Annotated in this window: 26 protein-coding genes; 6 read left to right on the top strand and 20 right to left on the bottom strand. The window is 72.4% G+C overall.

Annotated features, from left to right (window positions below; translation table 11 throughout):
* Positions 1 to 22: 22 nt before the first annotated feature.
* Both ACWH4W_RS08665 and ACWH4W_RS08660 read left to right on the top strand, forming a co-directional pair.
* Positions 23 to 529, top strand: a complete 507-nt coding sequence (locus tag ACWH4W_RS08665) for a GNAT family N-acetyltransferase (RefSeq protein WP_473075219.1) — start codon at positions 23 to 25, stop codon at positions 527 to 529.
* Positions 530 to 640: 111 nt separating this feature from the next.
* The gene (locus ACWH4W_RS08660; RefSeq protein ID WP_473075218.1) at positions 641 to 1,006 is read left to right on the top strand and encodes a PASTA domain-containing protein; all 366 of its coding nucleotides are present in this window, start codon (positions 641 to 643) and stop codon (positions 1,004 to 1,006) included.
* Here ACWH4W_RS08660 and ACWH4W_RS08655 read toward each other — a convergent pair.
* From ACWH4W_RS08655 to ACWH4W_RS08635, 5 genes are all read right to left on the bottom strand, one after another.
* A complete protein-coding gene (locus ACWH4W_RS08655) occupies positions 993 to 1,688 on the bottom strand; it encodes a demethylmenaquinone methyltransferase (RefSeq protein ID WP_473075217.1) in 696 nt (231 codons plus the stop codon). The two genes, ACWH4W_RS08660 and ACWH4W_RS08655, sit on opposite strands and share 14 nt — an antisense overlap.
* A gap of 66 nt (positions 1,689 to 1,754) precedes the next feature.
* The gene (locus tag ACWH4W_RS08650; protein WP_473075216.1) at positions 1,755 to 2,354 is read right to left on the bottom strand and encodes an imidazolonepropionase-like domain-containing protein; all 600 of its coding nucleotides are present in this window, start codon (positions 2,352 to 2,354) and stop codon (positions 1,755 to 1,757) included.
* Between the two features lie 7 nt (positions 2,355 to 2,361).
* Positions 2,362 to 3,561 carry a cyclic dehypoxanthinyl futalosine synthase gene (gene mqnC, locus ACWH4W_RS08645; protein WP_473075215.1) on the bottom strand — a complete coding sequence of 400 codons (1,200 nt, stop codon included), beginning with the start codon at positions 3,559 to 3,561 and terminating at the stop codon, positions 2,362 to 2,364.
* Positions 3,562 to 3,629: 68 nt separating this feature from the next.
* A complete protein-coding gene (locus tag ACWH4W_RS08640; protein ID WP_473075214.1) occupies positions 3,630 to 4,415 on the bottom strand; it encodes a prepilin peptidase in 786 nt (261 codons plus the stop codon).
* 13 nt (positions 4,416 to 4,428) lie between these two features.
* Positions 4,429 to 7,395, bottom strand: a complete 2,967-nt coding sequence (locus ACWH4W_RS08635) for a BTAD domain-containing putative transcriptional regulator (RefSeq protein WP_473075213.1) — start codon at positions 7,393 to 7,395, stop codon at positions 4,429 to 4,431.
* A gap of 365 nt (positions 7,396 to 7,760) precedes the next feature.
* On the opposite strand from ACWH4W_RS08635, the gene ACWH4W_RS08630 reads away from it, so the two are divergent.
* Positions 7,761 to 8,087 carry a hypothetical protein gene (locus tag ACWH4W_RS08630; protein ID WP_086699836.1) on the top strand — a complete coding sequence of 109 codons (327 nt, stop codon included), beginning with the start codon at positions 7,761 to 7,763 and terminating at the stop codon, positions 8,085 to 8,087.
* Positions 8,088 to 8,130: 43 nt separating this feature from the next.
* Here ACWH4W_RS08630 and ACWH4W_RS08625 read toward each other — a convergent pair whose 3' ends face one another.
* The 15 genes from ACWH4W_RS08625 to ACWH4W_RS08555 form a co-directional block, all read right to left on the bottom strand.
* A complete protein-coding gene (locus ACWH4W_RS08625) occupies positions 8,131 to 8,358 on the bottom strand; it encodes a hypothetical protein (RefSeq protein ID WP_048459635.1) in 228 nt (75 codons plus the stop codon).
* 360 nt (positions 8,359 to 8,718) lie between these two features.
* Positions 8,719 to 9,309 carry a hypothetical protein gene (locus tag ACWH4W_RS08620; protein WP_473075212.1) on the bottom strand — a complete coding sequence of 197 codons (591 nt, stop codon included), beginning with the start codon at positions 9,307 to 9,309 and terminating at the stop codon, positions 8,719 to 8,721.
* An 8-nt stretch (positions 9,310 to 9,317) separates the two neighbouring features.
* Positions 9,318 to 9,932 (bottom strand): hypothetical protein, encoded by a 615-nt coding sequence (locus ACWH4W_RS08615; RefSeq protein WP_473075211.1) that lies wholly within the window; start codon positions 9,930 to 9,932, stop codon positions 9,318 to 9,320.
* Complete coding sequence (locus ACWH4W_RS08610; protein WP_473075210.1) at positions 9,929 to 11,251, bottom strand: hypothetical protein; 1,323 nt, start codon at positions 11,249 to 11,251, stop codon at positions 9,929 to 9,931. Before ACWH4W_RS08610 ends, ACWH4W_RS08615 begins: the two co-directional genes overlap by 4 nt.
* Complete coding sequence (locus tag ACWH4W_RS08605; protein WP_473075209.1) at positions 11,248 to 12,675, bottom strand: putative T7SS-secreted protein; 1,428 nt, start codon at positions 12,673 to 12,675, stop codon at positions 11,248 to 11,250. The genes ACWH4W_RS08610 and ACWH4W_RS08605 overlap by 4 nt, the downstream gene beginning before the upstream one ends.
* On the bottom strand, positions 12,672 to 12,989 hold the full coding sequence (locus ACWH4W_RS08600) for a hypothetical protein (RefSeq protein ID WP_473075208.1): 318 nt from the start codon (positions 12,987 to 12,989) through the stop codon (positions 12,672 to 12,674). Before ACWH4W_RS08600 ends, ACWH4W_RS08605 begins: the two co-directional genes overlap by 4 nt.
* A 37-nt stretch (positions 12,990 to 13,026) precedes the next feature.
* On the bottom strand, positions 13,027 to 13,512 hold the full coding sequence (locus ACWH4W_RS08595; protein WP_473075207.1) for a TadE/TadG family type IV pilus assembly protein: 486 nt from the start codon (positions 13,510 to 13,512) through the stop codon (positions 13,027 to 13,029).
* 38 nt (positions 13,513 to 13,550) lie between these two features.
* Positions 13,551 to 13,979: a TadE/TadG family type IV pilus assembly protein gene (locus tag ACWH4W_RS08590; protein ID WP_473075206.1), complete on the bottom strand. Its 429-nt coding sequence runs from the start codon at positions 13,977 to 13,979 to the stop codon at positions 13,551 to 13,553.
* The gene (locus ACWH4W_RS08585) at positions 13,979 to 14,428 is read right to left on the bottom strand and encodes a TadE family protein (RefSeq protein ID WP_473075205.1); all 450 of its coding nucleotides are present in this window, start codon (positions 14,426 to 14,428) and stop codon (positions 13,979 to 13,981) included. The genes ACWH4W_RS08590 and ACWH4W_RS08585 overlap by 1 nt, the downstream gene beginning before the upstream one ends.
* Positions 14,429 to 14,457: 29 nt before the next feature.
* Entirely contained in the window at positions 14,458 to 14,709 is a 252-nt protein-coding gene (locus ACWH4W_RS08580; RefSeq protein WP_473075204.1) for a hypothetical protein, read from the bottom strand.
* An 85-nt stretch (positions 14,710 to 14,794) separates the two neighbouring features.
* Positions 14,795 to 15,706: a type II secretion system F family protein gene (locus ACWH4W_RS08575; protein ID WP_473077450.1), complete on the bottom strand. Its 912-nt coding sequence runs from the start codon at positions 15,704 to 15,706 to the stop codon at positions 14,795 to 14,797.
* Between the two features lie 14 nt (positions 15,707 to 15,720).
* A complete protein-coding gene (locus ACWH4W_RS08570; RefSeq protein WP_473077449.1) occupies positions 15,721 to 16,677 on the bottom strand; it encodes a type II secretion system F family protein in 957 nt (318 codons plus the stop codon).
* 112 nt (positions 16,678 to 16,789) lie between these two features.
* Positions 16,790 to 18,097 carry a TadA family conjugal transfer-associated ATPase gene (locus ACWH4W_RS08565; RefSeq protein ID WP_473075203.1) on the bottom strand — a complete coding sequence of 436 codons (1,308 nt, stop codon included), beginning with the start codon at positions 18,095 to 18,097 and terminating at the stop codon, positions 16,790 to 16,792.
* A complete protein-coding gene (locus ACWH4W_RS08560) occupies positions 18,094 to 18,960 on the bottom strand; it encodes a hypothetical protein (RefSeq protein ID WP_473075202.1) in 867 nt (288 codons plus the stop codon). Before ACWH4W_RS08560 ends, ACWH4W_RS08565 begins: the two co-directional genes overlap by 4 nt.
* 17 nt (positions 18,961 to 18,977) lie before the next feature.
* Positions 18,978 to 19,709 (bottom strand): hypothetical protein, encoded by a 732-nt coding sequence (locus ACWH4W_RS08555; protein WP_473075201.1) that lies wholly within the window; start codon positions 19,707 to 19,709, stop codon positions 18,978 to 18,980.
* A gap of 551 nt (positions 19,710 to 20,260) precedes the next feature.
* Between ACWH4W_RS08555 and ACWH4W_RS08550 the strand changes: the two genes are divergently transcribed.
* The 3 genes from ACWH4W_RS08550 (at position 20,261) to ACWH4W_RS08540 (ending at position 22,997) form a co-directional block, all read left to right on the top strand.
* Positions 20,261 to 20,899 (top strand): hypothetical protein, encoded by a 639-nt coding sequence (locus ACWH4W_RS08550; protein WP_473075200.1) that lies wholly within the window; start codon positions 20,261 to 20,263, stop codon positions 20,897 to 20,899.
* A 365-nt stretch (positions 20,900 to 21,264) separates the two neighbouring features.
* Entirely contained in the window at positions 21,265 to 21,933 is a 669-nt protein-coding gene (locus tag ACWH4W_RS08545; protein ID WP_473075199.1) for a hypothetical protein, read from the top strand.
* Positions 21,934 to 22,040: 107 nt separating this feature from the next.
* Positions 22,041 to 22,997: a hypothetical protein gene (locus tag ACWH4W_RS08540; protein WP_473075198.1), complete on the top strand. Its 957-nt coding sequence runs from the start codon at positions 22,041 to 22,043 to the stop codon at positions 22,995 to 22,997.
* Positions 22,998 to 23,005: the final 8 nt, after the last annotated feature.

Raw genomic sequence — 23,005 nt, 5'->3', positions numbered from 1 at the left:
CACCCGGCTGAAGGGCTGCCCCGTGAACCGAGCTCTCCCCGCCGTACGGCTGCGGGTCCCCACCGACGAGGACGCCGTCACCTGGCACCGCATCTTCGCCCACCCCGACGTCATGGAGTTCCACGGCGGCCGGCCCGCCGGGCTGTCGGTCTACGAGGAGCTCACCGCCCGCCAGCGGCGGCACGACGCCGAACGGGGCTTCTGCCTGTGGAGCGTGCTCGACGAGGAGGGGCGGGTCGTCGGCTTCACCGGCGCCCAGCCCTGGGAGCGCGCGTGGGGTCCCACCGGCGAGATCGAGATCGGCTGGCGGCTCGCCCGCGAGCACTGGGGCAAGGGCTATGTGACGGCGGCGGCCCTGGAGACGCTGGACCGGGTGCGCGCGGCGGGCCTGACGGGCGTGGTGGCGATGGTGAAGGCCCGCAACACCCGCTCGATCGCGGTGACCCGGCGGCTGGGGATGCGTCTCGCCGAGACGCTCACCCTCCCCACCACGCGGGAGGAGTGCCACTGCTACCGCCTCGACCTCTGACACCCCCCGCGACCGACCGCCCCGCGTGACGGTCTGTCACGGATCATCACGGACTGCTTCCGTCGGACGCGCCCCCGGCCTGCCCTGCCGGTACCGCTGGGGGTGACGTCCATGCGCAGGACACCCGAGGGACACGGGACCGGCGACGTGCGCGTGCCGCGCCTGGTCGGACTGATGGCCGTCGACGCGCGCGAGTCGGCCCGCGCGCGGGGCCTGTCCGTCGACGCGCCCGGCCGCCCGGACTTCCCGCACGCCGTCGTGGACCACGTGGTCCGCCAGTACCCGCAGCCCGGCACCCCCGTGCCCCGCCACTCCGTGGTGTACGTGTGGCTGGACTTCGACGAGGGCGAGGACGAGGGCGAGGGCGGCGGAGGGGCGCGCGAGCCGCGCGCCCCGCTGCCGTCGCCGGGCGGGCCGCGGCGCGCGCTGGAGGAGCCGGGCGCCGGGACGCCCGTGGTGGTGCTCAGCTCTCCTTGAAGCCCCGGTGCAGGGCCACCACACCGCCGGTGAGGTTCCGCCAGGCCACCTTGGACCAGCCGGCGTCCTTCAGCCGTTCGGCCAGCGCGGGCTGGTCGGGCCAGGCGCGGATGGACTCGGCGAGGTAGACGTACGCGTCCGGGTTGGACGACACCGCGCGGGCGACCGGCGGCAGGGCGCGCATCAGGTACTCGGTGTAGACGGTGCGGAACGGCGTCCAGGCCGGGTGCGAGAACTCGCAGATGACGATGCGTCCGCCGGGCCGGGTCACCCGGTGCATCTCGCGCAGCGCGGCGTCGGTGTCCTGCACGTTGCGCAGGCCGAAGGAGATGGTGACGGCGTCGAACACGTCGTCCTTGAACGGCAGCCGGGTCGCGTCGCCGGCCGTGTACGGCAGCCAGGCGTTGTTCCGCTTGCCGACCCGGAGCATGCCCTGGGAGAAGTCACAGGGCACGACGTAGGCGCCGGTGCGGGCGAAGGGCAGGGAGGAGGTGCCGGTGCCGGCCGCCAGGTCCAGGACCTTCTGCGCGGGCCGCGCGCCGACCGCCTTCGCGACCTCCTTGCGCCAGCGCCGGTCCTGTCCGAGGGACAGCACGTCGTTGGTCAGGTCGTACCGTTCCGCGACGTCGTCGAACATCGAGGCGACTTCGTGCGGCTGCTTGTCCAGGGATGCGCGGGTCACGGGCCCATTCTTGCAGCCGCGCCCCCGCCCGCCGACGGCGGCGTACCGGCACGGGCGCGAGCGGTCTCAGCGCCGGCGGTGGACCAGGCGCCCGCCGACCACGGTGGCCACGCAGGTGGCCGCGCCCTGCCGGACCAGTCCGTCGCGGTCGGGCACGTCGAACACCGCGAACCGGGCGGGGCTCCCGGCGGTGAGGGCCGGCAGCAGCACGAGCGGCACCGGGGAGAGCGCCGGGGGCCCGGGCAGCGCGGGCGGGCGCCCCGCCAGGGCGAGTCCGGCCCGGCGCACGGCGTCCAGGGCCTCCCGGCCGCGGATCTCACCGGCGACGGCGACCGTCCCGTGCGCCAGCAGACGCTGCACCCCGCGCCGGGCGCTGGCGCCCCGCGCGGAGGGCGCGGAGGCGAGGAGGGCCCGCGCCCGCAGCCCGAACAGCGGCTCGGTGCCGAGCCGGTCCGCCTCGCGCGGGTCGGGGTGGTAGGCCTGCTCCAACAGCTCCGGGCCGTACGGGTTGAGCAGTCCGGGCGTCAGGATGCCGGGCCACCGCCGCAGCCGGGCGTCCGGGCGGGCGGCGGCCAGGTCCTCGTACGGGCCGACGGCGGCGATCCGCGCGCCGTCGACCAGCACGGCGGCCCCGGGCGAGGCCTCGGCGACGTGAAGGGTCAGCACGACAGGGTCAGTTGGCGGGCAGGAGCTTCAGCTCCGGGTGGGCCGTGCCGCCCTCGATGGCGGTGGACGAGATGTGCGAGACCACGCGGTCGTCGACCGGGTCGTTCGCCGGGTCGTCGTGCACGACGAGGTGCTCGTACGTCGTGGAGCGCTGCGCCGGGACCCGGCCCGCCTTGCGGATCAGGTCGATGATCTCCAGCCGGTTGGAGCGGTGCTTGGCGCCGGCGGAGGAGACGACGTTCTCCTCGAGCATGATCGAGCCCAGGTCGTCCGCGCCGTAGTGCAGGGAGAGCTGGCCGACCTCCTTGCCGGTGGTCAGCCACGAGCCCTGGATGTGCGCCACGTTGTCCAGGAAGATCCGGGCGATGGCGATCATCCGCAGGTACTCGAAGAGGGTGGCCTGCGTGCGGCCCTTCAGGTGGTTGTTCTCCGGCTGGTAGGTGTACGGGATGAACGCGCGGAAGCCGCCCGTGCGGTCCTGCACGTCCCGGATCATCCGCAGGTGCTCGATCCGCTCGGCGTTGGTCTCGCCGGTGCCCATCAGCATGGTGGAGGTGGACTCCACGCCCAGGTTGTGGGCGATCTCCATGATCTCCAGCCAGCGCTCGCCGGACTCCTTCAGCGGGGCGATGGCCTTGCGCGGGCGCTCCGGCAGCAGTTCGGCGCCGGCGCCGGCGAAGGAGTCCAGGCCGGCGGCGTGGATCCGCTGGATCGCCTCCTCGACGCTCACCTTCGAGATCCGCGCCATGTGCTCGACCTCGCTCGCCCCCAGGCTGTGGATGACGAGCTGCGGGAACTCCTTCTTGATGGCCGCGAAGTGCTTCTCGTAGTACTCGACGCCGTAGTCCGGGTGGTGGCCGCCCTGGAACATGATCTGCGTGCCGCCCAGCTCGACCGTCTCCGCGCAGCGGCGCAGGATGTCGTCGAGGTCGCGGGTCCAGCCCTTGGCGGTGTCCTTGGGGGCCGCGTAGAACGCGCAGAACCTGCACGCCGTGACGCACACGTTCGTGTAGTTGATGTTCCGCTCGATGATGTACGTGGCGATGTGCTCGGTGCCCGCGTACCGACGCCGGCGGATCGCGTCGGCGGCGGCGCCCAGCGCGTGCAGCGGGGCGTCCCGGTAGAGGACCAGGGCCTCTTCGGGGGTGATCCGCCCACCGGCGGCGGCACGGTCGAGGACGGGCTGAAGGTCGGCCTTCTCGGTCACCGGTGTCCCTTTCGCAGGGGTGTGGACGGACGGAATCAGCGTACGTCAGCCGTCCCCGCGCGCCGACGTCAGGCCGTGTACGCACCGATCAGCAGCCCCGCGAAGGCCCCGCCGATCAGGAACGGACCGAACGGGATCGACGTCTTGCGCCCCGCCTTCCGGGCGACCACGAGCGCGCCCCCGTACAGCGCCCCGCACAGGAACCCGGCGAGGGTGCCGAGCAGCACGGTGGGCCAGCCGTACCAGCCGAGGACCGCGCCCGCGCCGAGCGCCAGCTTCACGTCGCCGAAGCCCATGCCGGCCGGGTTGACCAGGAACAGCACGAAGTAGCCGGCGCCGAGCGCGAGCGCGCCCAGCAGGGCGGTGGTCCACTCCCCCGCGTGCTCGGGGACCAGTGCGGTCGGGCCCAGCAGCACCAGGGCCGCCGCGGCGAACGGCAGGGTGAGCGGGTCGGGCAGCCGCTGCACCCGGAGGTCGACCGTCGCGAGCAGCACGCCCGCGGGCGCCAGCAGCAGCCACACCGCCAGCTCCGGCCGGGTCCCGGTGGCGGCGGCGAGGGCCGCGCAGACCAGCGCGGTGACCGTCACGAGGACGGCGGCGCCCTTCCCGTACGGGATTCCCGTGCCCTTCCCGTGCAGGCCTGACGCGCCCTTCCCATACGAGTCCGGCGCGCACGCCCGGCAGCGGGCCGGGCCGAGCCAGCCCGCCAGCGGGTGCCCCTGCGGGCACGCCGTGCGCCACTCCTCCCCGGCCGGGACGGAGAACCGGTGGGCGGCGCGGGGCAGCAGCGCGCCGGCCGCCGCGCCCCACAGGGCGGCGGCGGCGATCAGCGCGTACTCCAGGCCGTCGGTCATCCCGCCCGGCCGCTCAGCCCGCCGCCGCGACCGCGTCGCGCCACGCCGGCAGCAGCTCGTCGAGCAGCGCCTCGGTGCGCGGCGGCAGCCCGCGGGCCCCGCTGCGGGCCACCAGGTCGGACGCCAGGGCGGTGAGCCGCTCAGGGTCGTCCAGGGCGTGGGTGGCGCGCAGCAGTTCGTTCCACAGCCGCTCGTCGGCCGGGGCGGTGCGCAGCGCGGCGTTCAGCGCCTCGATGGCCTTCTCCGCGCGGTCCTTCTCCAGGTGGAACGCGGCGAGCGCCAGGCCGGTGTCGGCGACGAGCAGCGGGAGCTGCGCGTCGACGATCTCGTGGGTGAGCCAGCGGTAGCGGCCCTCGGGCCGGTCGGCCAGCAGCGGTCCGCGCACCAGCACCAGCGCGTCGGTGAGCAGCCGCCCGCGCACCGCCCGGCTGTCGACGCCCCTGCCCTGCGTCGCCTCGTGGTACAGCGAACGCAGCACGTCCAGGTCGGAGACCACGGACTTGGCGAGGGTGAGCCGGCCGGTGTCGTCGGTGCGCAGCCGCGGGGCGCCGTCGGGGTCGGTGCCGAGCCAGTCCCGCAGCCGGTCGATCAGCGCCTCGCGCACGTCGTCGGTGACGCCGCGCGGCCACAGCGCGGAGGACAGCACCCGCGGGTGCACGCCCTCGCGGTGCAGGAGCAGCAGCGCCAGCGCCTCGTGCAGCAGCGCGCTGCGCTCGCCGTCCGGCGTCTCCAGACCGATGATCTCGTACGGCCCGACCAGGCGCGCGTACACCGCGGGCCGGCCCTGCTCGCTGATGTCGACGAGGAACGGCGGTGCGGTGCCCGGCCCGTCGGGGCTGCGTTCCGGGTCGGTGTCGGTGAACAGCTCGACGACCGCGCGCCGTTGGGCGGCGGGCAGCAGCTGGGCGTCGAGTTCCAGGCCGAGCAGCGGGGCGAGCAGCTTGCCCGCGCCGGTGATCTCCATCTCCCAGGCGGCGCCCGGCAGATCGCCGCTGCCGGTGCCGACGAGGTAGCCGATGCCGAGGCGGCTCGCGTCGGCGGCGAGCTCGGCGAGCCTCATGGCGTCCTCGGGGGACGGCTCGGCGGCCAGCAGCACCAGGTGCGGGGCCCAGCGGGTGTGCCGGGCCGGGCCGGTGCGGCCGGTGAGCACCGAGTCGTGGCCCGCGGCGCCGAGCGCGCCGCGCCGCTGCCGGGTCTCCGCCTCCATCGTCTCGATCAGCGCCTCGATGCCGTCGAGGTGGCGCAGCCGGCTGGGCGCGAGGGCGGTGAGGTCCTCGCCGAACCCGACGAGGGTGATGGTCATCCGGTCCGACCAGCCGTTGGTGGCCAGTTCGGCGGCGACGGAGGCGAACACCGCCGCCCGGTCCTCCTCACGGCCGCTCAGCGAGACGATGCCGGGGACGGACTCCAGGTTGAGCAGCAGCCGGGAGTCGTCCATGGTGCCGAGGCTGACCAGGCCCGGGTAGGGCGCGGCGGTGTCGGCGTCCTCGTACCGCTCGGCGTCGGCGCGGGCCAGCATCCAGAACGTCTGGTCCTGCCCGAGCCGCCACGGGGACGGCGGCTTGCCGGACGGCTGGGCGAGCTGGAGGTGCAGGTCGCCGTTGCTGAGCCAGGCCGCGTAGACCGTGGGCAGCGGACGGGATTCGGCGGCCAGCGACGCGGCCAGCCCGCGCAGCGACCGGTCCAGCAGCCGTACGCCCTCGGGGTCGGCGCCGACCAGCAGCGCGTCCTGCACGTCGAGGGCGTCGCCGGTGGGCGTGGGCGGCTCCATGCCGCGCCGCCCGCCGATGCCGGCGAACGCCGACTGCCACAGCGCCTGACGGCGCCGGTGGCCGAGCGCCCCGAGCAGACCGGCGGCCAGCAGGGGGGCGGCCAGCAGGGCCTCGGGCAGCCCGGAGGACGAGGAGTCCCGGGCGGGCGCGGCGGCCTGCTCCGGCGCGGGACGCTGGAGGTCGGCGTGGCCGGTCCCGGGGACGGGGGCGGGACGCTGCTCGGGGAGGTCGACCTGGGCGGTGTCGCCGCTGCTGCCGCTTCCGCCGCCCTGCGCCCGGTCACCGCCGCCGGCCGCGCCGTCACCGGTCCTCGCGTAGTCGCTGATCTGCTGCCGCACCTCCGGCGACACCTCGGGGGCGTCGTCCGGCATCTCCACGAGGTCACCGCCGCGCGCGTCGCCGGGCATCTCCATGATCCAGCCGGGCCGGATCAGGCTGGCCTCGGACAGCCGCGAACCGTCGGGCTGCACCCGGTCCTTGTTGAGCTCGAAGATCTCCTTGTAGCGGCGGCCGTCGCCGAGGTGCCGCTCGGCGATCTCCCACAGGGAGTCGTGGTGACGCCCCTCCGGCGGCTGGATCCGGTAGAACTTCGTGTCGCCCTGCTGCCTGGCGGCGGGGGCCGCCTCGGTGTGCGAGGCCTGCTCGGCGACCGCTGCGGCGGCGCCGGCCGCCTGCTCCTGGTGCTGGGCGAAGAGACCCGGCGTCTGCTGGGCGGCGGCCACGGTGGGCCGCTGGTCGTCGTCGAGGGTCTGCCCGAGCTGCGCGAGCGACGGCGTGAAGCTGGCGGCGGTCGCGCCGACCAGCAGCAGCGCGGCGACGAGCTGACGGGCGAGCAGTTGGCTGGGCCCGGCGCCGGGCACCCGCCCCGGCACCCCGACCCCGGACAGCGCGGCCTTCATCTCCACCAGCACACAGGCGGTGAACTGCGCCCAGGCGAGCCAGACGACGAACGTCAGGATGGAGAGGAAGGTCGAGACGGAGATGTCCTGCCTGAGCCACTCCATCGGCTCGAACGTCTCCGGGAACGGCCAGCCCGCCGTCATCGCCAGCGCCACCGGCACCCCGACGAGCAGCACCGCCAGCGCCACGAACGCGAGGAACGCCTTCACGAAGTCCCCGAACGTCCGCTGCCGCACCCGGACCGGCTGCGGCGTGCGGTTCCTCGGAGCCGTCGAACTGGACGGGCTGGAACTGCGGCGTCGCGGCATGGCGGGTGTCCTGGGGTGGGAGGAGGGGGTCGTCGGGGCTACGGGGATCTTATTGACTCGAATGGCCGCAGTCGAAGGGGTACGGCCGCTCTCCGCGTCGGCGGCCCGTCCGACGCGGCGCACTGTGGCCGCGAACGCCCTCACGCGACCACGGCGCACTCGCAGCAGGGGCAACCCTGCCGACCCCTCGGCCTCACCTCACGTCCGCACCTCGGGGTACACGGCTCCGGAGGTTCCGGAGAGCAGGCTCGCCGACATCCCGGCCCGGGACCTGGGCCACGGCTCGGGCTGGACGTCCGGCCCGACCCAAGCCGTACCCTGCTGAAAGGTGAGGGCCGGCCGCGGGATTCCGAGGGGGAGTTCACATGGGTGAGGGAAAGAGCGATCTCGCGCTTCCGCTGTCCGATCTGGAGGACTACGGGCGCCGCCTGCGGTCGCTGAAGAAGCGGATGAACCACACGAAGAAGCTCTTCGACTCGTACAAGGACGACATCGGCGACGGCAGCGTCAACGACGCGCTGTCCGACTTCGAGTCGAACTGGGAGGACGGGCGCGAGGACATCACGCAGCAGCTCGACGCGCTCGCCGACATGTCCGACGCGGTGGTCCGTGAGTTCAACAAGCTCGAGAACGAACTGACCAAGCAGGTCAACGAGAAGATGACCGTGGAGGACAAGCGGGAGAAGAAATGAGTGCGGCCCCGGTCCGCGAACGGACCGGGGCCGGGTACGGCACTCAGACCATCGTGGTGCGCACGGCGTCCGCGTGGCTCACCGAGCCGCCGAGACCGGCGGAGACGCTGAGGGGACCCGCTTCGGCGTACACACCCACGCCGACGGAACCGTGGCCGAGGACGACGGCCGCGCCGGCGTCGAAGCCGGCGGAGACGGACTGGCCGCCGGAGACGCCGTCCAGGTCGGCGTCGGAGAGTTCGGCGGTTTCCACCCGGGGGGCGAGGTTCATGGGGGCGCGTTCCCTTCGTATCGGACAATGCGTCGCGGAATGTCCGTCGATTCCCGTCACGGAAGGCCGGACCAGGGAAATCCCCGGTCCACGACGAACGAACAGCACCACCCGCTCAAAGCACGCGGAGATACGCCCGACCAGCGCCGTCCGGACTGCGGCCCGCCCCCGCACGCCCCCCACGTCACAGGTGTGACGGGAACAGCGTGGAAAGGTCGCATACCCTTCACACTCAATTGATCGGTATCCCCCCTCGGCGCAGTCGCGGCCGGCGAATTCGCGTGGTCGCGTAAACAGTCCGAGGTGTACTCGTGAACCCTGTGCCGATTCCCCGGATTTCTTCGTCGAGCCGCCCGCCGCTCAGAGCTTCAGCGTCCGCGCGATGCCGTCCACGATGCCTTCGAGGGGTTCGTCGAGGACCGGTTCGGTCCAGGACACCATCAGGGTGACGGCCGCGTCGGTCGTCGGCGGGCGGACGCCGTGGAAGAGGGTGCGGACCACCGGACGCGGCCCGAACAGCCGCTTGCGCTCCTCGACGAGGTTCTGCCGGATGCGTACGGCGTCCCCCAGCGGCAGCCGCACGCGGCGGACGTCCGGCGGCCCGAAGTCCGTCGCGGACATCGACTCGGCGAGCAGGTCGAGGGTCACCTCGGGGTACGTCGCGTCGGGGTGGATCGCGTCCAGTTCCAGCACCGCGGCCACGGTCCGGTGCCCGCTGATGTACCAGCCGAACGCGCCCAGCGGCTCCCGGCTCCGGCTGTCGGCCGCCGCGCGTTCCAGATCGCGGGCGAGCGCCCGGGCGTTGCCCTTCTCCCCGTCGCGCGCGTACCGCTCGACGAGCTCCTCCGCCTGGTACCTGGCCCAGTAGGACAGGTCGATCGTGCCGGTCACCGGGAACGGCACCCAGTCCTCCGAGCACTCCAGGCCCAGCGTCGACAGGTCGTCGGTCATCGGCGGGTTCACTCCGTCCAGGTCAGCGAGGAGGCGATGGCGTCGAAGAGGCCGGCCATGGCGTCGGCGACGGGTTCCAGCGGGGTGGAGAAGGTGAGCAGCAGGTACTGGGCGCTGCCGGGGACGGGCACGTGGTACTCCACCGCGACGGAGGCCCGCTGCCCGTCCCGCCGCTCCCGCTCGGTGGGCCGCGTGGTGGACCGGACGCGTACGGCGGTGCCGGCGGCGAGCTCCTCGACGCTCACCTTCGCGTCGTCCTCGTCCGGTTCCGCGCCCTTCGCGAACGCCGCCGCGAGGTCGTGCGGCGACAGCGGCTCGGGGCCGCGCAGCGGGGCGAGGCTCACCAGCAGCGAGGCGGGGACGGTGAGCGGTCCGGCCTCCTGGAAGCTGAGGTACAGCTCGATGCCGCCGCCGCGGTAGGCCTCGGCGGCCCGGCGGCGCAGATCCGCGCGCATCTCGTCCTTGAGGTGCGGGGCGTTGTCGACGCCCTGGAAGCGGCGTTCCACCAGCGCGTCGGCCGACCGGTCCCGCTGTTCGGGGTCGAGGAGGATCCGGAACCAGCCGTCGGGCAGCAGGAGTCGGTAGTCGGACGGTGGTCCGTCGTGCTCGGGTCGGGTCGTCATCGCCGGGCCTCCTCGTTCGTCGTACGCTCCGCCGCGGTCCGGTCGAGCACCAGCCGTCCGCGCAGTTCGTGCACGGCGTACGGCACGGCCTGCAGGACGAGACCGAGCGCCCCCGCGGCCACGGCGACGGCCGCGGGTCCGGGCGCCGTGTCGGCGACGCGGATGCCCTGGATCACGGAGAAGAGGTTCCCGAAGGCCATGACGGCGGTCGACGAGACTCCCGCCGCCGTGCCGGGAAAGCGTGCCATCCGGCGGGCGTCCCGGCCGGTGCGGGGCAGCAGCCCGGTGCCCAGCACCGGTCCCTTCGGCCAGGTCCGCTTCCCGCCGAGCCTGCGTTCGGACACCGCGAGGCCCGGGGCGCCGCACAACCGCGACCACCCGTCGGCGCCGTCCGCGCCGCCGAACCACAGGTCCCACGGGAACACCGCCCGTACCTGCTCGCCCGGCCCCCGCAACTCCGCCCCGACCGGCCGTCCGGTCCCGTCGAACACCTTCACCAACCGCGTCACCGCGTGCGCGCCTGTGCGGGGGAACCAGTACTCCTGGCCGCCGAGGTCCCGCAGCACCAGATCGCGGTCCTGCACCCGCACCTCGGTGTCCCGCAGGAACCGGACCGTGGCCCCGCTCCCTGGCGCCGGGTCGGGCGTGACGCGTTCGAGGACCGTCACCCGGCGGCGCCCTGCCCGCAGCCGGGTCCAGGCGCGCAGCGCCAGCCGCGCCACCGGCCCGCACAGGGCGGTGAGGGCGAGCAGCAGCACCAGCCGGCCGGGCACGGTGTCGGAGAAGACGACCACGGTGAAGGCGGAGAACCACAGCGTCCCGGCGACGCCGCGCACGCACCAGTACCAAAGCGGGAATGCGGGGCCTGGCCCGAGGGAGACGCCTCCCTTCCCCGAACCTGCCCGAGGGTCGTTCCGGTCCCGCGCGACGTGCAGCGGCACGCCCGCGGCCTTCAGCAGCCCGGCCACGCCCGTACGCTCCAGCAGTTGCTCCCCCTGCACGGCACGCTCCGGAAGCGCGGGCGCCTCCGGCAGCCAGTCACCGAGGGGGATGCGGGCGACCTGCGCCCCGTCCCGGTCCTGAAGCCGCACCTCGCCCCAGGCGTCGGGACGGCCGGGCTCGTCGCGTCCGGCGTCCGCGGGCGCCGCGTCGACGAACACCGCGCGGGCGACACCGCCGTCCCCGACCGGCACCCGGCGGGTACGGCCCCGGGCGCGCAGCACGAGCCCGCCGTCCTCCACGGACAGCCGTGAGCCGTGACACCGTTCGAGCCCGGGACCGCGCCCCGCGGCCGGCCGGAGAGCGGGCGCCTCGGTCACGGGGTGACCTTGTCGGCGACCGAGGTCACCGCGCCGTAGGCGCCCTCGGAGCCGGCGAGCACACCGGTGGCGGTGGAGCCCGCCCAGACGTTGGTCTGGCCGGTGAAGTTGTTCAGGGCGTTGCTGACCGCGGGGAACTCGCGGGCGGCCGGGGCGATGCCGTCGAGCCCGGCGGCCGTGCGGGCGAGGTCCGGGTCCAGGGTGCCGGCGGACCGGGGGGCCGCCATGCCGCTCAGCCCCTCACGCCAGCCCTCCCGGGAGAAGGCGTTGCGGATGGATTTCACGCCGTCGACCGTATCCCGGGCCAGGGCGGACGGGCTGAAGCCCTCCTTGAGGTTGCTCCAGTTCGGCAGCTTGCCCTTGGGCATGGTGGCCATGGCGCGGGCCGCGTCCTTGCCGCGGATCGACCCCTGCGCGCCGCGGTTGGCGAGGTTCCACGCCTTGTTGGTCTTCATGCCGGACCGCACGGCGTTCTTGTAGAGGTTGCTGCGGGCCAGCGCCTTGCCGCCGGCGGCCACGCCCTTGGCGCCCGCCATCGCGGCCCGGCCGAGGCCGAAGGTGGCGACACCGACGGCGTCCAGGATGACGGACTTCCAGCTGCCCTCACCGCCGAGCACCAGCACCAGGTCGGTCGCCAGGGCGACGACGCTCGCGACCAGCGCGACGGCGTTCGCGACGACGGCGATCGCCTGGCCGATGACGGGGATCCAGCCGAGCGCGAGCGCCGCCACCCCGGCCCAGAGGGCGATGCGTCCCGCCCATTTGGAGATCTCCTTGAGCCAGCCGGCGTTCTCGTGGACCCAGTTCTTGAACTTGTCCTTCCAGCCGTCCTTCAGCCCGTCGTTCTCGATGACGTCGTGGATCGCGTCGGCGGCCGCCTGCGCGGCGCGGTCACGGATGCCCTTGGCCGCCGCCAGCGCCTTCTTCGCGTCGGCCAGTGCGGACGTCGCCGCCTTCTGCCGGTCGGTGTGCCGCTTGCGGTCCGGGTCGTCGTCCGGGGTGTCGTCCGGCAACCCGTCCAGGGCCCGGCGCGCGCTCCCCAGGCTCTCGTCGGCCTGCTCGGCGTCCTTCAGCGCCTGGTCGGCCATCTGCTGGGCGCGGTGCAGCTCCGAGGCGAACTCGTTGCTGCACACACCCTCGCGCACCTGGGTGCCGAGCGCCTGCGCGGCCTCGTCGTACCGCTTGAACGCCTTGCGCAGCTTGCCGCTCGCGCCCTCGGCGGCGCCGCGGAACTCCGTGGCGGTCTTGCCCTTCCAGTTCTCCACCGACGCCAGCGCCTCGATCTCGCGGGCCTCCTTGTCGATGGCCTCGGCGGTCTTGCGCAGCTGCCGTCCGAGCCGGGCGACGGTCTCCGGGTCCCCGGGTATCGGGTCGGCGGACTCGTCGAGCACGGCCCAGCGGTGGGCGGCCGGTCTGGCGGTCATCGGCCCGCTCCCTTCGGCTGGTCCTTGTCGGTGCGCCGGAGCGCCTCGGCGAGCTCGTGGTCGAGGGTCTCGTACGACCGGGCGGCGGACTTGGTGATCCCGTGCAGCTTCTCCAGCTCCTCGGTGAGCTGTCTGCGGTGGATCTTCCAGTTGTCGGCGAAGGTGTCGAAGGCGTCCAGGATCTTGTCCGAGCCGAGGTCGTCGACGCCGTACCCCTCTGCGGGGTTGGCGCGTTCGGCGAAGGTGTCGCGGATGCGCCCGAGCGAGCGAGCGGTCTCCTTGATCCGCGCGATGTCGGCTTCCTGGTCTCCCACCGTGTCCTCCTTGCCCGTGCCGTCCGGCCGGTCGGCGTCAGCCGACCTCGTTCTCCGCGACCGCCTGCCCCCGCACCACCACGTCGCCGCCGTAGAACATCCCCGTGAACACGGGCGAGTACGTGAGCTGGACCTCGACCTCGACCGCGTCGGCCGTCGCCGTCACGCAGTGGGTGGCGGCGATGTCCGCGCCGGACATGTCCATCTCGCGGGCGAAGGCCTTCACGCGGGCGTCGCAGTTCTGGAAATTGATGGGGGCGGGACCGCCCTCGTTGTCGTAGAGGGCCTCGCGGTCGATGTCCTGGGCGGCGTAGCGGGCCGCCTGTTCCGCGATGTCCGCCGCGCGCTCCCGCTTGGAGATCGACATGCCGCCGTCGATGACGAAGGCCGCCAGAGAGAGGAAGACCAGCGCGAAGATGATGACCGCGCCGGCGCCCGAGCCGCGGTCGTCCAGCCGTCGGGCGCGGTCCGCGAGCCAGGTCCGGACGCGTGCGCGCGAAGGTACGGGTGCGTGCGGACCCAACTCCGTTGCGCGTGCGCCGCCTTCGGATACGCGTGCCCTCACGCCGTCCTCCGGTACGGGTCGAGCGGTGAGCTGAAGCTCGCGGTCAGCGTCGTCGGGATGTCCAGGCCCAGCATCGCGAGGCCGCGCACCTCGCAGCTCACCTGGACGCTGAACAGGGTGTCCGGCTCGAAGCCCTGGCTGGTCTGGACGACGGTCACCGGGCCCGAGCAGACGTCCTGGAGGTTCGCCTCCGCCGCCGCCCGCGCCTCGGCCATCGCCGTGGCGTGGTCCTTCTGGATCGACCCCGCACGGGCCGCGTCCCGCGCCGCGCCGTCCAACGCGCCCCGCCCGTCGACCAGTTGGCCGAACGCCACCAGGACGAGGATGAACAGGATCATCACGGGGGCGAGGATGACGACCTCGACGGTGGACAGACCCCGGTCGGCGGTGTCCTGCCGCCTCACCCATGGGAGAGAACGGCGCATCAGTTCTCCCCCTCCTGCACGAACCGCTCCACCGGCCCCACCGACTGCGCGTGCACCGTCAGGTCCAGGCCCGGGAACACCGTCGGGATACGAGCGGTGATCTCCACGCCGACCGTGTCCTGCTCCGGCTGGAGCATCCTCACGTCCGGGGCGATGACCAACTGCGGGCCCAGCTGCCGGATGTAGCTGTCCACCACGTCCCGTGCCTCGCCCCGCCAGGCGCCCGGCTCGGCGTCCGCCGTGGCCCGCGCCTTGCGCGCGCCCGCCTGCGCCGCCGCCTGGGCGACATGATCCGCGAAGAAGTACAGCGCGAACTGCACCGTCGCGAAGATCATGAAGAACAGGACGGGTGTGAGGAACACGAACTCGATCGCGGTCATGCCGGAATCGCCGCGGGCGGAGGCGGCCTCCACCCGTCGGCGTACCCAACTGCGTACGCGCACCGGCATCCCCGTGGACGTCGAGAAGGTACGGGCGGTCAGCAGGTCTTGCCCGCGTCCGCGCCCTTGATGCAGTCGCCGACCTTGGTGGCGCCCTCGCTGAGCGCGGCGTTGATGATCGCGGCCACCACGCCCACGATCGCCACGACGACGGCCGAGATGATGACCCACTCGACCGCGGAGGCGCCGCGGTCCAGCTCGCCGGAGCGCGCCCGCTCGACACGGGCCCGCAGGAAGGCGACCAGGAAGTCGACGGCGGGGACGCCGGTGTGGAAGGTACGTCCGTTCATGACGCGTTGTCCTCTCGCATTCGGTCCACGGAAGCTCTGACGTACGGCGCGCGGTCCGCGGTTCGCGGCGCACCGTCCCGGTATCTCACACCTGGAACACCCGCATCGCCGCCGGGAAGATCAGGAACACCAGGAACCCCGCGCACAGCAGCAGCTGCGCCACGAGCATCGACTGGGACTTCTCACCCGCGCTGCCCTCGATCTCGGCGAGTTCGCGGTGGCGCATGGTCTCGGCGCGCGAGGCGAGGGACTCCCGCACCTTCGCGCCATCGTCCGCGACCAGCGCCAGCGAGGCGGAGAGGTCCTTGAGCTCCTCCACGCCCAGCTCCTCGCCGAGCTGACCCAGCGCCTGCCACTGGCTGACACCGGTGATCCGGGCGTCGGCGAGGGCGTTGCGGATCCGCTGCGTGGCCCAGCCGTCGGACACCTCGGCCGCCGCCATCAGCGCCTCCGGCAGACCCCGGCCGCCGGCCAGGCTCATCGACACCAGGTCCAGGTACGCGCCGATCACCCGGCGCAGGTCGCGCCGCTTCTCGGCGGCGTCCCGGCGCACCTCCAGGTCGGGCAGCACGAAGAACAGCACCGCGCACAGCAGCGCCAGCCACACCGGGATCACCGGGCTGCTGCCGAAGCCGAGCTGCCAGACGATGGCGAACAGGAACGGCCCGAAGAACAGACCCGCCACCGCCAGCAGCACCTTGGTCGCCAGGAACTTCTCCCAGCTGCGCTCCAGCACGGCGAGGTCGGCGCGCAGCGACCGCTGCTCCCAGCCCTGCTGCCGGTAGATCTCGGCGACCTTCTCGCCCACCTGGGCGCGCAGCGCGGCGAAGCGACCGGAATCCGTGTCCGCGGGCCGCGCCGACTCGTACGCCGTGCCGCGGGCCCGCATCGCGTCGATCCGGGCGACCTGGGAGAGGGCGCTGCGCCTGGTCGGCATCAGGGCGCGGACCAGGACGTAGACGCCCAGTCCGACGACCGCGCCGACGACCACCGGCATCGTCAGTCCGTCGTTCACCGGCGCACCCCCTCCTCCGGCTGGAACGGCGACTGCTGCGCGGGCGCGGCGCCCGGGGTGCGGGGACGCACCAGGCGCACCGACGACTCGTCGCGCACCAGGAAGCGCTCGGGCGTCTCGATGGTGGACAGTTTGCGCAGCCACCAGAAGCCGAGCGCGAACAACCCGCACACGCAGGCGAGGACGACCTGGCCGACGGCCGTGCCGTACGGCTCCACGAACTCCCGGTTGAAGATGGACAGTCCGAGCACGAACGCGATCGACACGGCGACCACGATCTGCACCGAGCGGCGCGTGGACGCGCGCTGCGCCATCACGCGCTGCCGCATGTCGACCTCCTCGCGCGCCGACTTGGCGAGCGCGCCGAGCACCTGCCGCAGACCGGGGCCGCGCAGGCGGGCGTTGAGGATGAGAGCGGCGACGATGATGTCGGCGGAGGCGTCGTCGATCTCGTCGGCGAGCTGCTGCAGCGCCTCGGGCAGCGGGGTGCGGGCGCGCAGCCGGTCGACCAGCGCGTCGAGGTGCGGACGCAGCACGGGCGCGGCGGCCCGCGCGGACGCCGGGATCGCCTGCTCCAGGCCGACCGCGCCGGCGATGGTGTCGCGCAGCGACTCCGTCCACGAGGCGAGCGCCTCCACGCGGCGCATCGCGGCCCGCTCCTCGGAGGCGCCGCCGAAGAGACGGTCCCAGAAGAAGACGAGGACGGCGGAGGCGGCACCGGCGACGGCCCAGCGGGTCATCAGCAGCACGGCGAGGCCGACGAGCACGGCCAGCGAACCGCGCCGCCCGGCGAACCGCATCAGCTCGCCCGCCCGCTCGCTCGCCTTCTGCTTCTCGTGCTCGGGCTTCGCGGGCAGACCGCGTACGGCGACGAGGAGCAGCGCGAGACCGCCGCCGACGGCGACGCCGCAGCCGAGCGCGTACAGCACGGTGGTGGAGAACAGTCCGCCCATGGTGCCGACCGAGCCGAGCGCGGCCAGGTCGGCGGTGGCGGGCAGGGGGGCGGTCACGGTGCTGGACACGGAGGTGGCCAGGGGGCTGGTCACGTGCTCGGGCGTCATCGGCTCACCCCCACGTTCCGCTGGGCCGGTAGCCGTGGGCCATCAGATCCTCCAGGCAGGCTATGGGGGCGTGCGGGATCACCCGGCCGTCGGGCGTCTCGGCGAAGACCTCGCTGGACAGCACGCGCCCGTCCACGCCGTTGACCTCGCGCACCGAGGTGACCATGCGCTGGAGGCGGCCGCCGCTCTGGTAGCCGTTGCGCCGCTGGATGAAGACGACGAAGTTCACCGCGCCGGCGATGAGCATCTGGCTGGCCTCGATGGGCAGCCGCTCGGTGGCCTGGAGGGCGTAGGTGGAGATGCGGTTGAACACCTCGCTGGAGCTGTTGGCGTGGATCGTGGACAGCGAACCGTCGTTGCCCTGGGACATCGCGTTCAGCATGGTCACGATCTCGTCGCCGAGCACCTCGCCGACGATGACCCGGGAAGGGTTCATACGCAGCGACCGGCGCACCAGCTCCGCCATCGAAATGGCGCCCTGTCCCTCGGAGTTGGGCAGCCGCTCCTCGAACGCCACCACGTTGGGGTGCAGATCGGGGAACGTGTCGAGGCCGAGCTCCAGCGCCCGCTCCACGGTGATCAGACGCTCGTGCGGGGGGATCTCGTTGGCGAGGGCGCGCAGCAGCGTGGTCTTGCCGGCGTTGGTGGCGCCCGCGATCATGATGTTCTTGCGGGCGCGGACCGCGCAGGCCAGGAAGTGCCCGAGCTCCGGCGTCAGCGTGCCGTTGCCGACCAGGTCGGAGATGAACACCTTGCCCATGCGGGCCCGGCGGATGGACAGCGCGGGCCGGCGCGCCACGTCCATGACGGCCGACAGACGCGAACCGTCCGGCAGCCGCAGGTCGAGCTGCGGGTTGGCGGAGTCGAAGGGCCGGGACGACAGACCCGAGTAGGCGCCCAGCACCTGGATCAGCTCGATGAGCTCCTCGTCGGTCTCGGCGACCGGCTCGCCGCGCACCTCGCGCCCGTCGGAGTAACCGACGAACACCTGGTCGCAGCCGTTGATGTCGATGTTCTCGACCTCGGGGTCGTCGAGCAGCGGCTGGAGCCGGCCCACCCCGAACAGCGCCGCGTGCACCGCGGCCGCGTACTGCTCCTCGGTCTCCGCGTCCAGCGGCGTACGGCCCGCGTTGATCTCGGCGCGGGCGTGCTCCTCGAGGATCTGGGCTATGACGGCACGGGCGTACTGCCGCTCGTCCTCGCTGGACATCGGCGTGACGCCGTTGACCTGGTCGAGGCGGCGCTGCTCCGCGATCCGGTCACCGGCCTCCTGACGGAACCGCTTGACCAGGGAGTGGTCGACAGCGGTCATCGCCCGGCTCCGTGACCCTGGGGCGGCGGGGCGGCGTGCGCCTGCTGGGCCTGGGCCTGGCCGGCCCACGCGGCGCCGTACTGCTGGTACACGTCGGCCGTGACCTTGCGCGCCGAGCGGATCAGCAGCGACTTGTCCAGCCGGCCGCGGCGGCGCCCGGCGAGCTGCTCGGCGCCGGCCGGGTCGTCGGCGAGGGTGCCGACCACGCGGGCGCCGGTCTGGGCGTGCACGAGCATGTCGTTGACCTGGCCGGCCAGCTTGGCGGCGTCGCCCGGGTCGGCGACCAGGACGACGCCGATGACCGGGCTGTTCAGGGTGGCGGCGCCGCGCGGGCCGCCGTGCAGCTTGCCGGCCAGCGCCGCCGCCCGGTCCCGCACGCGGGCCAGCGCCTCGGGCTCGGTGCGCGAGACCAGCAGCACGAGGGAGGCGTGCGGGAACAGCTCGGCGGCCGGGGTGTCACCGCTGATGCGTCCGCAGTCGGCGATGACGTCGGCGGGCGCGTGGGGCGAGTCGGCGAGGGCGGCGAAGGCGTGCCCGAGCGTCGGCCACAGACCGGCCAGGCCGGCCGCCTGCTCGGCGATGCCCAGCCCGACGAGGACCTCCAGGCCGCCGCTCAACGGCTGCGCATGGTCCCACAGTTGGTCGGGCACGAGGCCGCGCCGCGCGGTGGCGGCGATGGACAGCATGCCGGTGTTGGGATTGAGCGGGCCGCCGTGCGCGGCGGCGCTGCGGTACACGAGGTCACCGCCCGCCGGGTCGGTCTCGGCGAGCAGCACACGGCGCGGCCAGACCGCCGCGAGGGCGACGGCCGCGGTGGTGACGCCGGGGGAACCCTTGTCGGCGGCGAGGGCGATGAGGGCCATGGGTGGGGTGCCGCCTTCTAGTTGCCAGGGACGAGGACGAGCGCCACCTCGCCGTTGGAGGCGGCCTGGGTGAGCGCCGCGGCCTGCGCGTCGTCGACGAGGAGCGTCACGGGCCGGTTGGTGCTGCTGACGAGGTCGTCGCTCCCCGTGTCCTGGACGTAGTCGACGACCGCCTTCTCCACGATCACGGAGTCGCCGCCGCCGGTGGAGCCGGAGGAGCCGCCGTCACCGTCGCCGTCCGACCCGGACCGCGCGGCCCCGCCGACCCGGTACACGGCGACCGTGGCGCCCGACTTCAGCCCGGCCGGGTACTGCCCCTCCTTCAGGGACACCCCGACGAGTGCCTTGCCCTCGGGCACCTTGGCCTCCTGGCCGAACATCTCGCCGACGGCGACCACACCGCCGGGGATGGTGGTGACGGCCTTCAGCTTCTTCAGGGCGTCGAGCTGCGACCACCTGACGTAGTTGATGCCCGGGTCCTCGGCGACCATCACCGACGTGGTGTTGCTGTCGTTGACCGCCTGCCCGGCCGGGATCTCCTCGGTGATCTTGACGACCTCGATCCGGTCGCCGGCCTGCAGCACGAGCATGGTGGCGCCCAGCGCGCCCACCAGGATCAGCAGCACGGCCAACGCGGCGAGCGCCGGCTTGCGCTCGCGGGGAGGAGTGGGAAGCCGCTCACCGACCGACGGCCCGACCGGAGCCGCGGAACGACCCGCGCCCGCCCCCGTACGCTCCTGGATCTTCACGCAGCCGCTCCCCGTACACCCAAGATGATGTCTGCCAAGTCCCTTTGAAAAGCGGACACTTCACCAGCGTCCGCTCGCGCGCAGACATGCGGGACGTGCGGGACGCGTCGGATGCACCCCCCGTATCCGGGTGAATGACCAACGCGGAGGTGAGTGTCAAGCCATGGCACCGTATCAGCCGGGCATACGGCCCTCAAGGCAGAAGCGGCTCCGGGCACTTCGGGGGAGACAGGGGCGCTCACCAGCAACTTCAGGATTGAACAATGCGGTGGGGACGGTTGTTGACGGCCGGGGCCGAGAATTACGCGGGCGGACGGAACGAGGAGGAGCGTCCGAGGGCTCACACCCTCACACCTCACGCGTGACCTCCTCACGCATCACGCACGAACGGCGGTCCGGACTGGAAGGATTTGCCCGGTTCGGTGACGGGGCGTGAGAGGGGATGAGGTCACCCGGCAGGCCGACGTGGCGAAACCGGAGGCCACACAGATACCGTCATTGACCCTGACTGCACATCCGTCTCACGGGGAGTCATTGTGAAGCGCCGCTCAATGCCCATCGCTGTAGCGTTCGCCGCGACATCGGCCCTGTTGATGACGGGGTGCAGTGGTGACGACGGCGGGTCCAAGGCCGGTGACGAGATCGCGGGGGCCGACACGGGGAAGAGCACAGCGTCACCCTCCCCCAGCGAACCCGAGGTGTCGGCCGAGCGTCCGGACATGACCCTGCCCAAGGACGTGGAGGAGCGGTTCGAGGGTTGGAAGACCGGCGATGCCACGAAGGACGCGGTCCTGGCGGATGCGGGGAGGGCGCAGACGGCGGTGACGTACGCCGTCACCGAGGGTGACCCCGAGTCACCGGCGCTCCGCTTCTACCAGTCCGGCACCGCCCTCGCGGGCAGTCAGGACTGGGTCAAGGGGATCGTGGACGCCGGACTCACCTACTCCGGATCGGTGCGCTACTTCGCACCCGAGATCAGCGTGTTCGACAAGAAGTCGGCGGGCGTCTCCTACTGCGCCGACGAGAGCAAGGCGTACAACAAGAACCGCGAGACGAACAAGGTGGACAAGACCCCCGCGACCGACGACTCCTATGTGCTGTACAGCACGCGTCTGAAGAAGAACGACGCGGGGGTCTGGCAGACCACGAAGCTCGAGTCGGAACGGGGGAACAAGAAGTGCGTGCAGTGAGGGCACGGCATCACTGGCCGGCCACGGGGGCGGCCGCGGACACTCCGACTCTGTCCCCGCAGCTACGAGCCTTGCTCGACGACTGACACGGCTCCGGCGCATCAGCCCAGCGCGCGCTTGGCCCTCTTCGCACTGGCATCGAGGAACGAGCGGTTAGGCCGTTGGGTGGAATGGCACACACTGCAGCTTCCGAGGAACGACTCGACTAACGTGACCTGCGCGTTTCGGAGATACGTCCGATCACTCCCGTTCAGCCCACGCGCCGTAATCACCCCTTTCGCAGGCCTCTTCGCCCTGGCAAAACCGGAAACAGCACCGATACCGTCTCTGCTCTCGACTGCACTTCTGTCTCACGGGGAGTCACTGTGAAGCGCCGCACCTTGCCCACCGCCGCCGCGTTCGCCGCCGCGACGGCTCTGCTGCTCACGGCTTGTGGGGGTGGGGATGACAACTCCGCCGACGGCGACCAGATCGCCGGTGCCGGTAAGGGGTCCGCACAGCCGAGCAAGTCGGCGGAGCCTGCCGCGCCTCAGCAGGACAAGCCTGACGGCGTGGACGTGTCGCTGCCCGCAGACATGAACCTGGTCTTCGACTGGGACAAGCCGGAGGACAAGAACGAGGCGGCTGCTATGGATGACGCCGCGAACTACGTCCGGGCCATCTACCACGGCATCGACAAGCGCACAACCGACGACGCCGCCCTGGTGGCCTATTCCAAGGGACAAGGGCTGAAGTACGGCCAGACGCAGATCAACGCCAGGCTCGAGGGCGGGTGGACGGCCACCGGCACCCGTCGTCACTACCAGGCCACTACGCGCTCGACGCCCGCCGGGAACACCGTCGAAGTGGCTTTCTGTGTCGACTCGACCAAGTTTTATTCGAAGGAAGTGAAGACCGGAAATGTACTCAAGGGCACGCCGAGCCTGACAGACTTCGACTACTTCAAGATCATCATGGTCAGGATGCCCACCAGTGACGACCTCTGGCAGGCGTCCGAGGTGTACGTCGAGGGGAAGGCGGCGAAGTGCCAGTGACCAAGTCATGGGCCACTTCCACCGGTGTTGTCCTCTCTCTGGCTTTCGGTCTCACCCTCACAGATACGGCCTACGCTGGCGAGATTCCCAGCAACACCGAGGGCAGGATGGAGCAGTCGGGCGGCAAGGACGACGGCGGAATCTACGCCGCTGCCCGCATCACGTACTCCGGGTCCGTGGCCCCGAACGGCGCCTCCGGCAACGTGACGTCCGCGGACGTCAACTGGACTCCCCCACCGTGCTGGTACGCCCCGTATCTGGGAGCCAAGGACTTTAAGAAGATGTCCAAGGACATCGAGCGCCAGCTGAAGACTCCCGGCATCGGCAGCACTGCCGGCTCAGCCCTTACCGAGCTGAAGCGCCACTACGAGGCTGGTTACGGCTGGTCCGACAACCCAGGTTACGAGGACTACAACGTCGACAAGGACGGCGAGGGCATGTTCTGGGCCGGTGTCGAGAACCCGAACGAACCCGATGTGCTCAAGCGGAGCTCCTGCAACGACCTTCCCTTCTGGGTGGACAACGGCGAGGCGCCACCGCCCCGGTACGAAGAGGCCATCACGCCTCAAATCCTCGCCGCCCTGGCCTACCAGCACATGCAACTGCCCGACACCGAGGTGACCCTCGCACCGGAGCAGACCACCAAGGTCAACCTGCCCACCTGGGCATGGCTCGACAAGGCCGTGTTCGACGAGGTGCAGGCGACGGCAGCCATCAACGTGCCGGGTTTCAATCTCCAAGCCACGACGACGGCAAGGCCCGTGTCCCTGACCCTCGACCCCGGGACCGACGACGCGGTGACCTACCCGGCATCCGGCGAGTGCGTGATCAACAACGACGACTCGATCGGTGAGCCCTACGCGAGGAGCAAGGCGGACCGCACCCCGCCGTGCGGCATCAAGTACCTCCGCTCGTCGGGCAACGGCACCTACAACCTCCAGGCCACGATCACCTGGGACATCTCCTGGACCGGCACCGGCGGCGCCGGAGGCGACCTGCCCGACGGCACCTTCGGCAACGGCCAGGCGGTCACCGTTCAGGAGATCCAGGCAGTCAACCGCTGACAGCGGCC

It is taken from the genome of Streptomyces sp. DSM 120436 (assembly GCF_055778765.1).
This window is presented reverse-complemented; position numbering and strand designations above follow the sequence as displayed.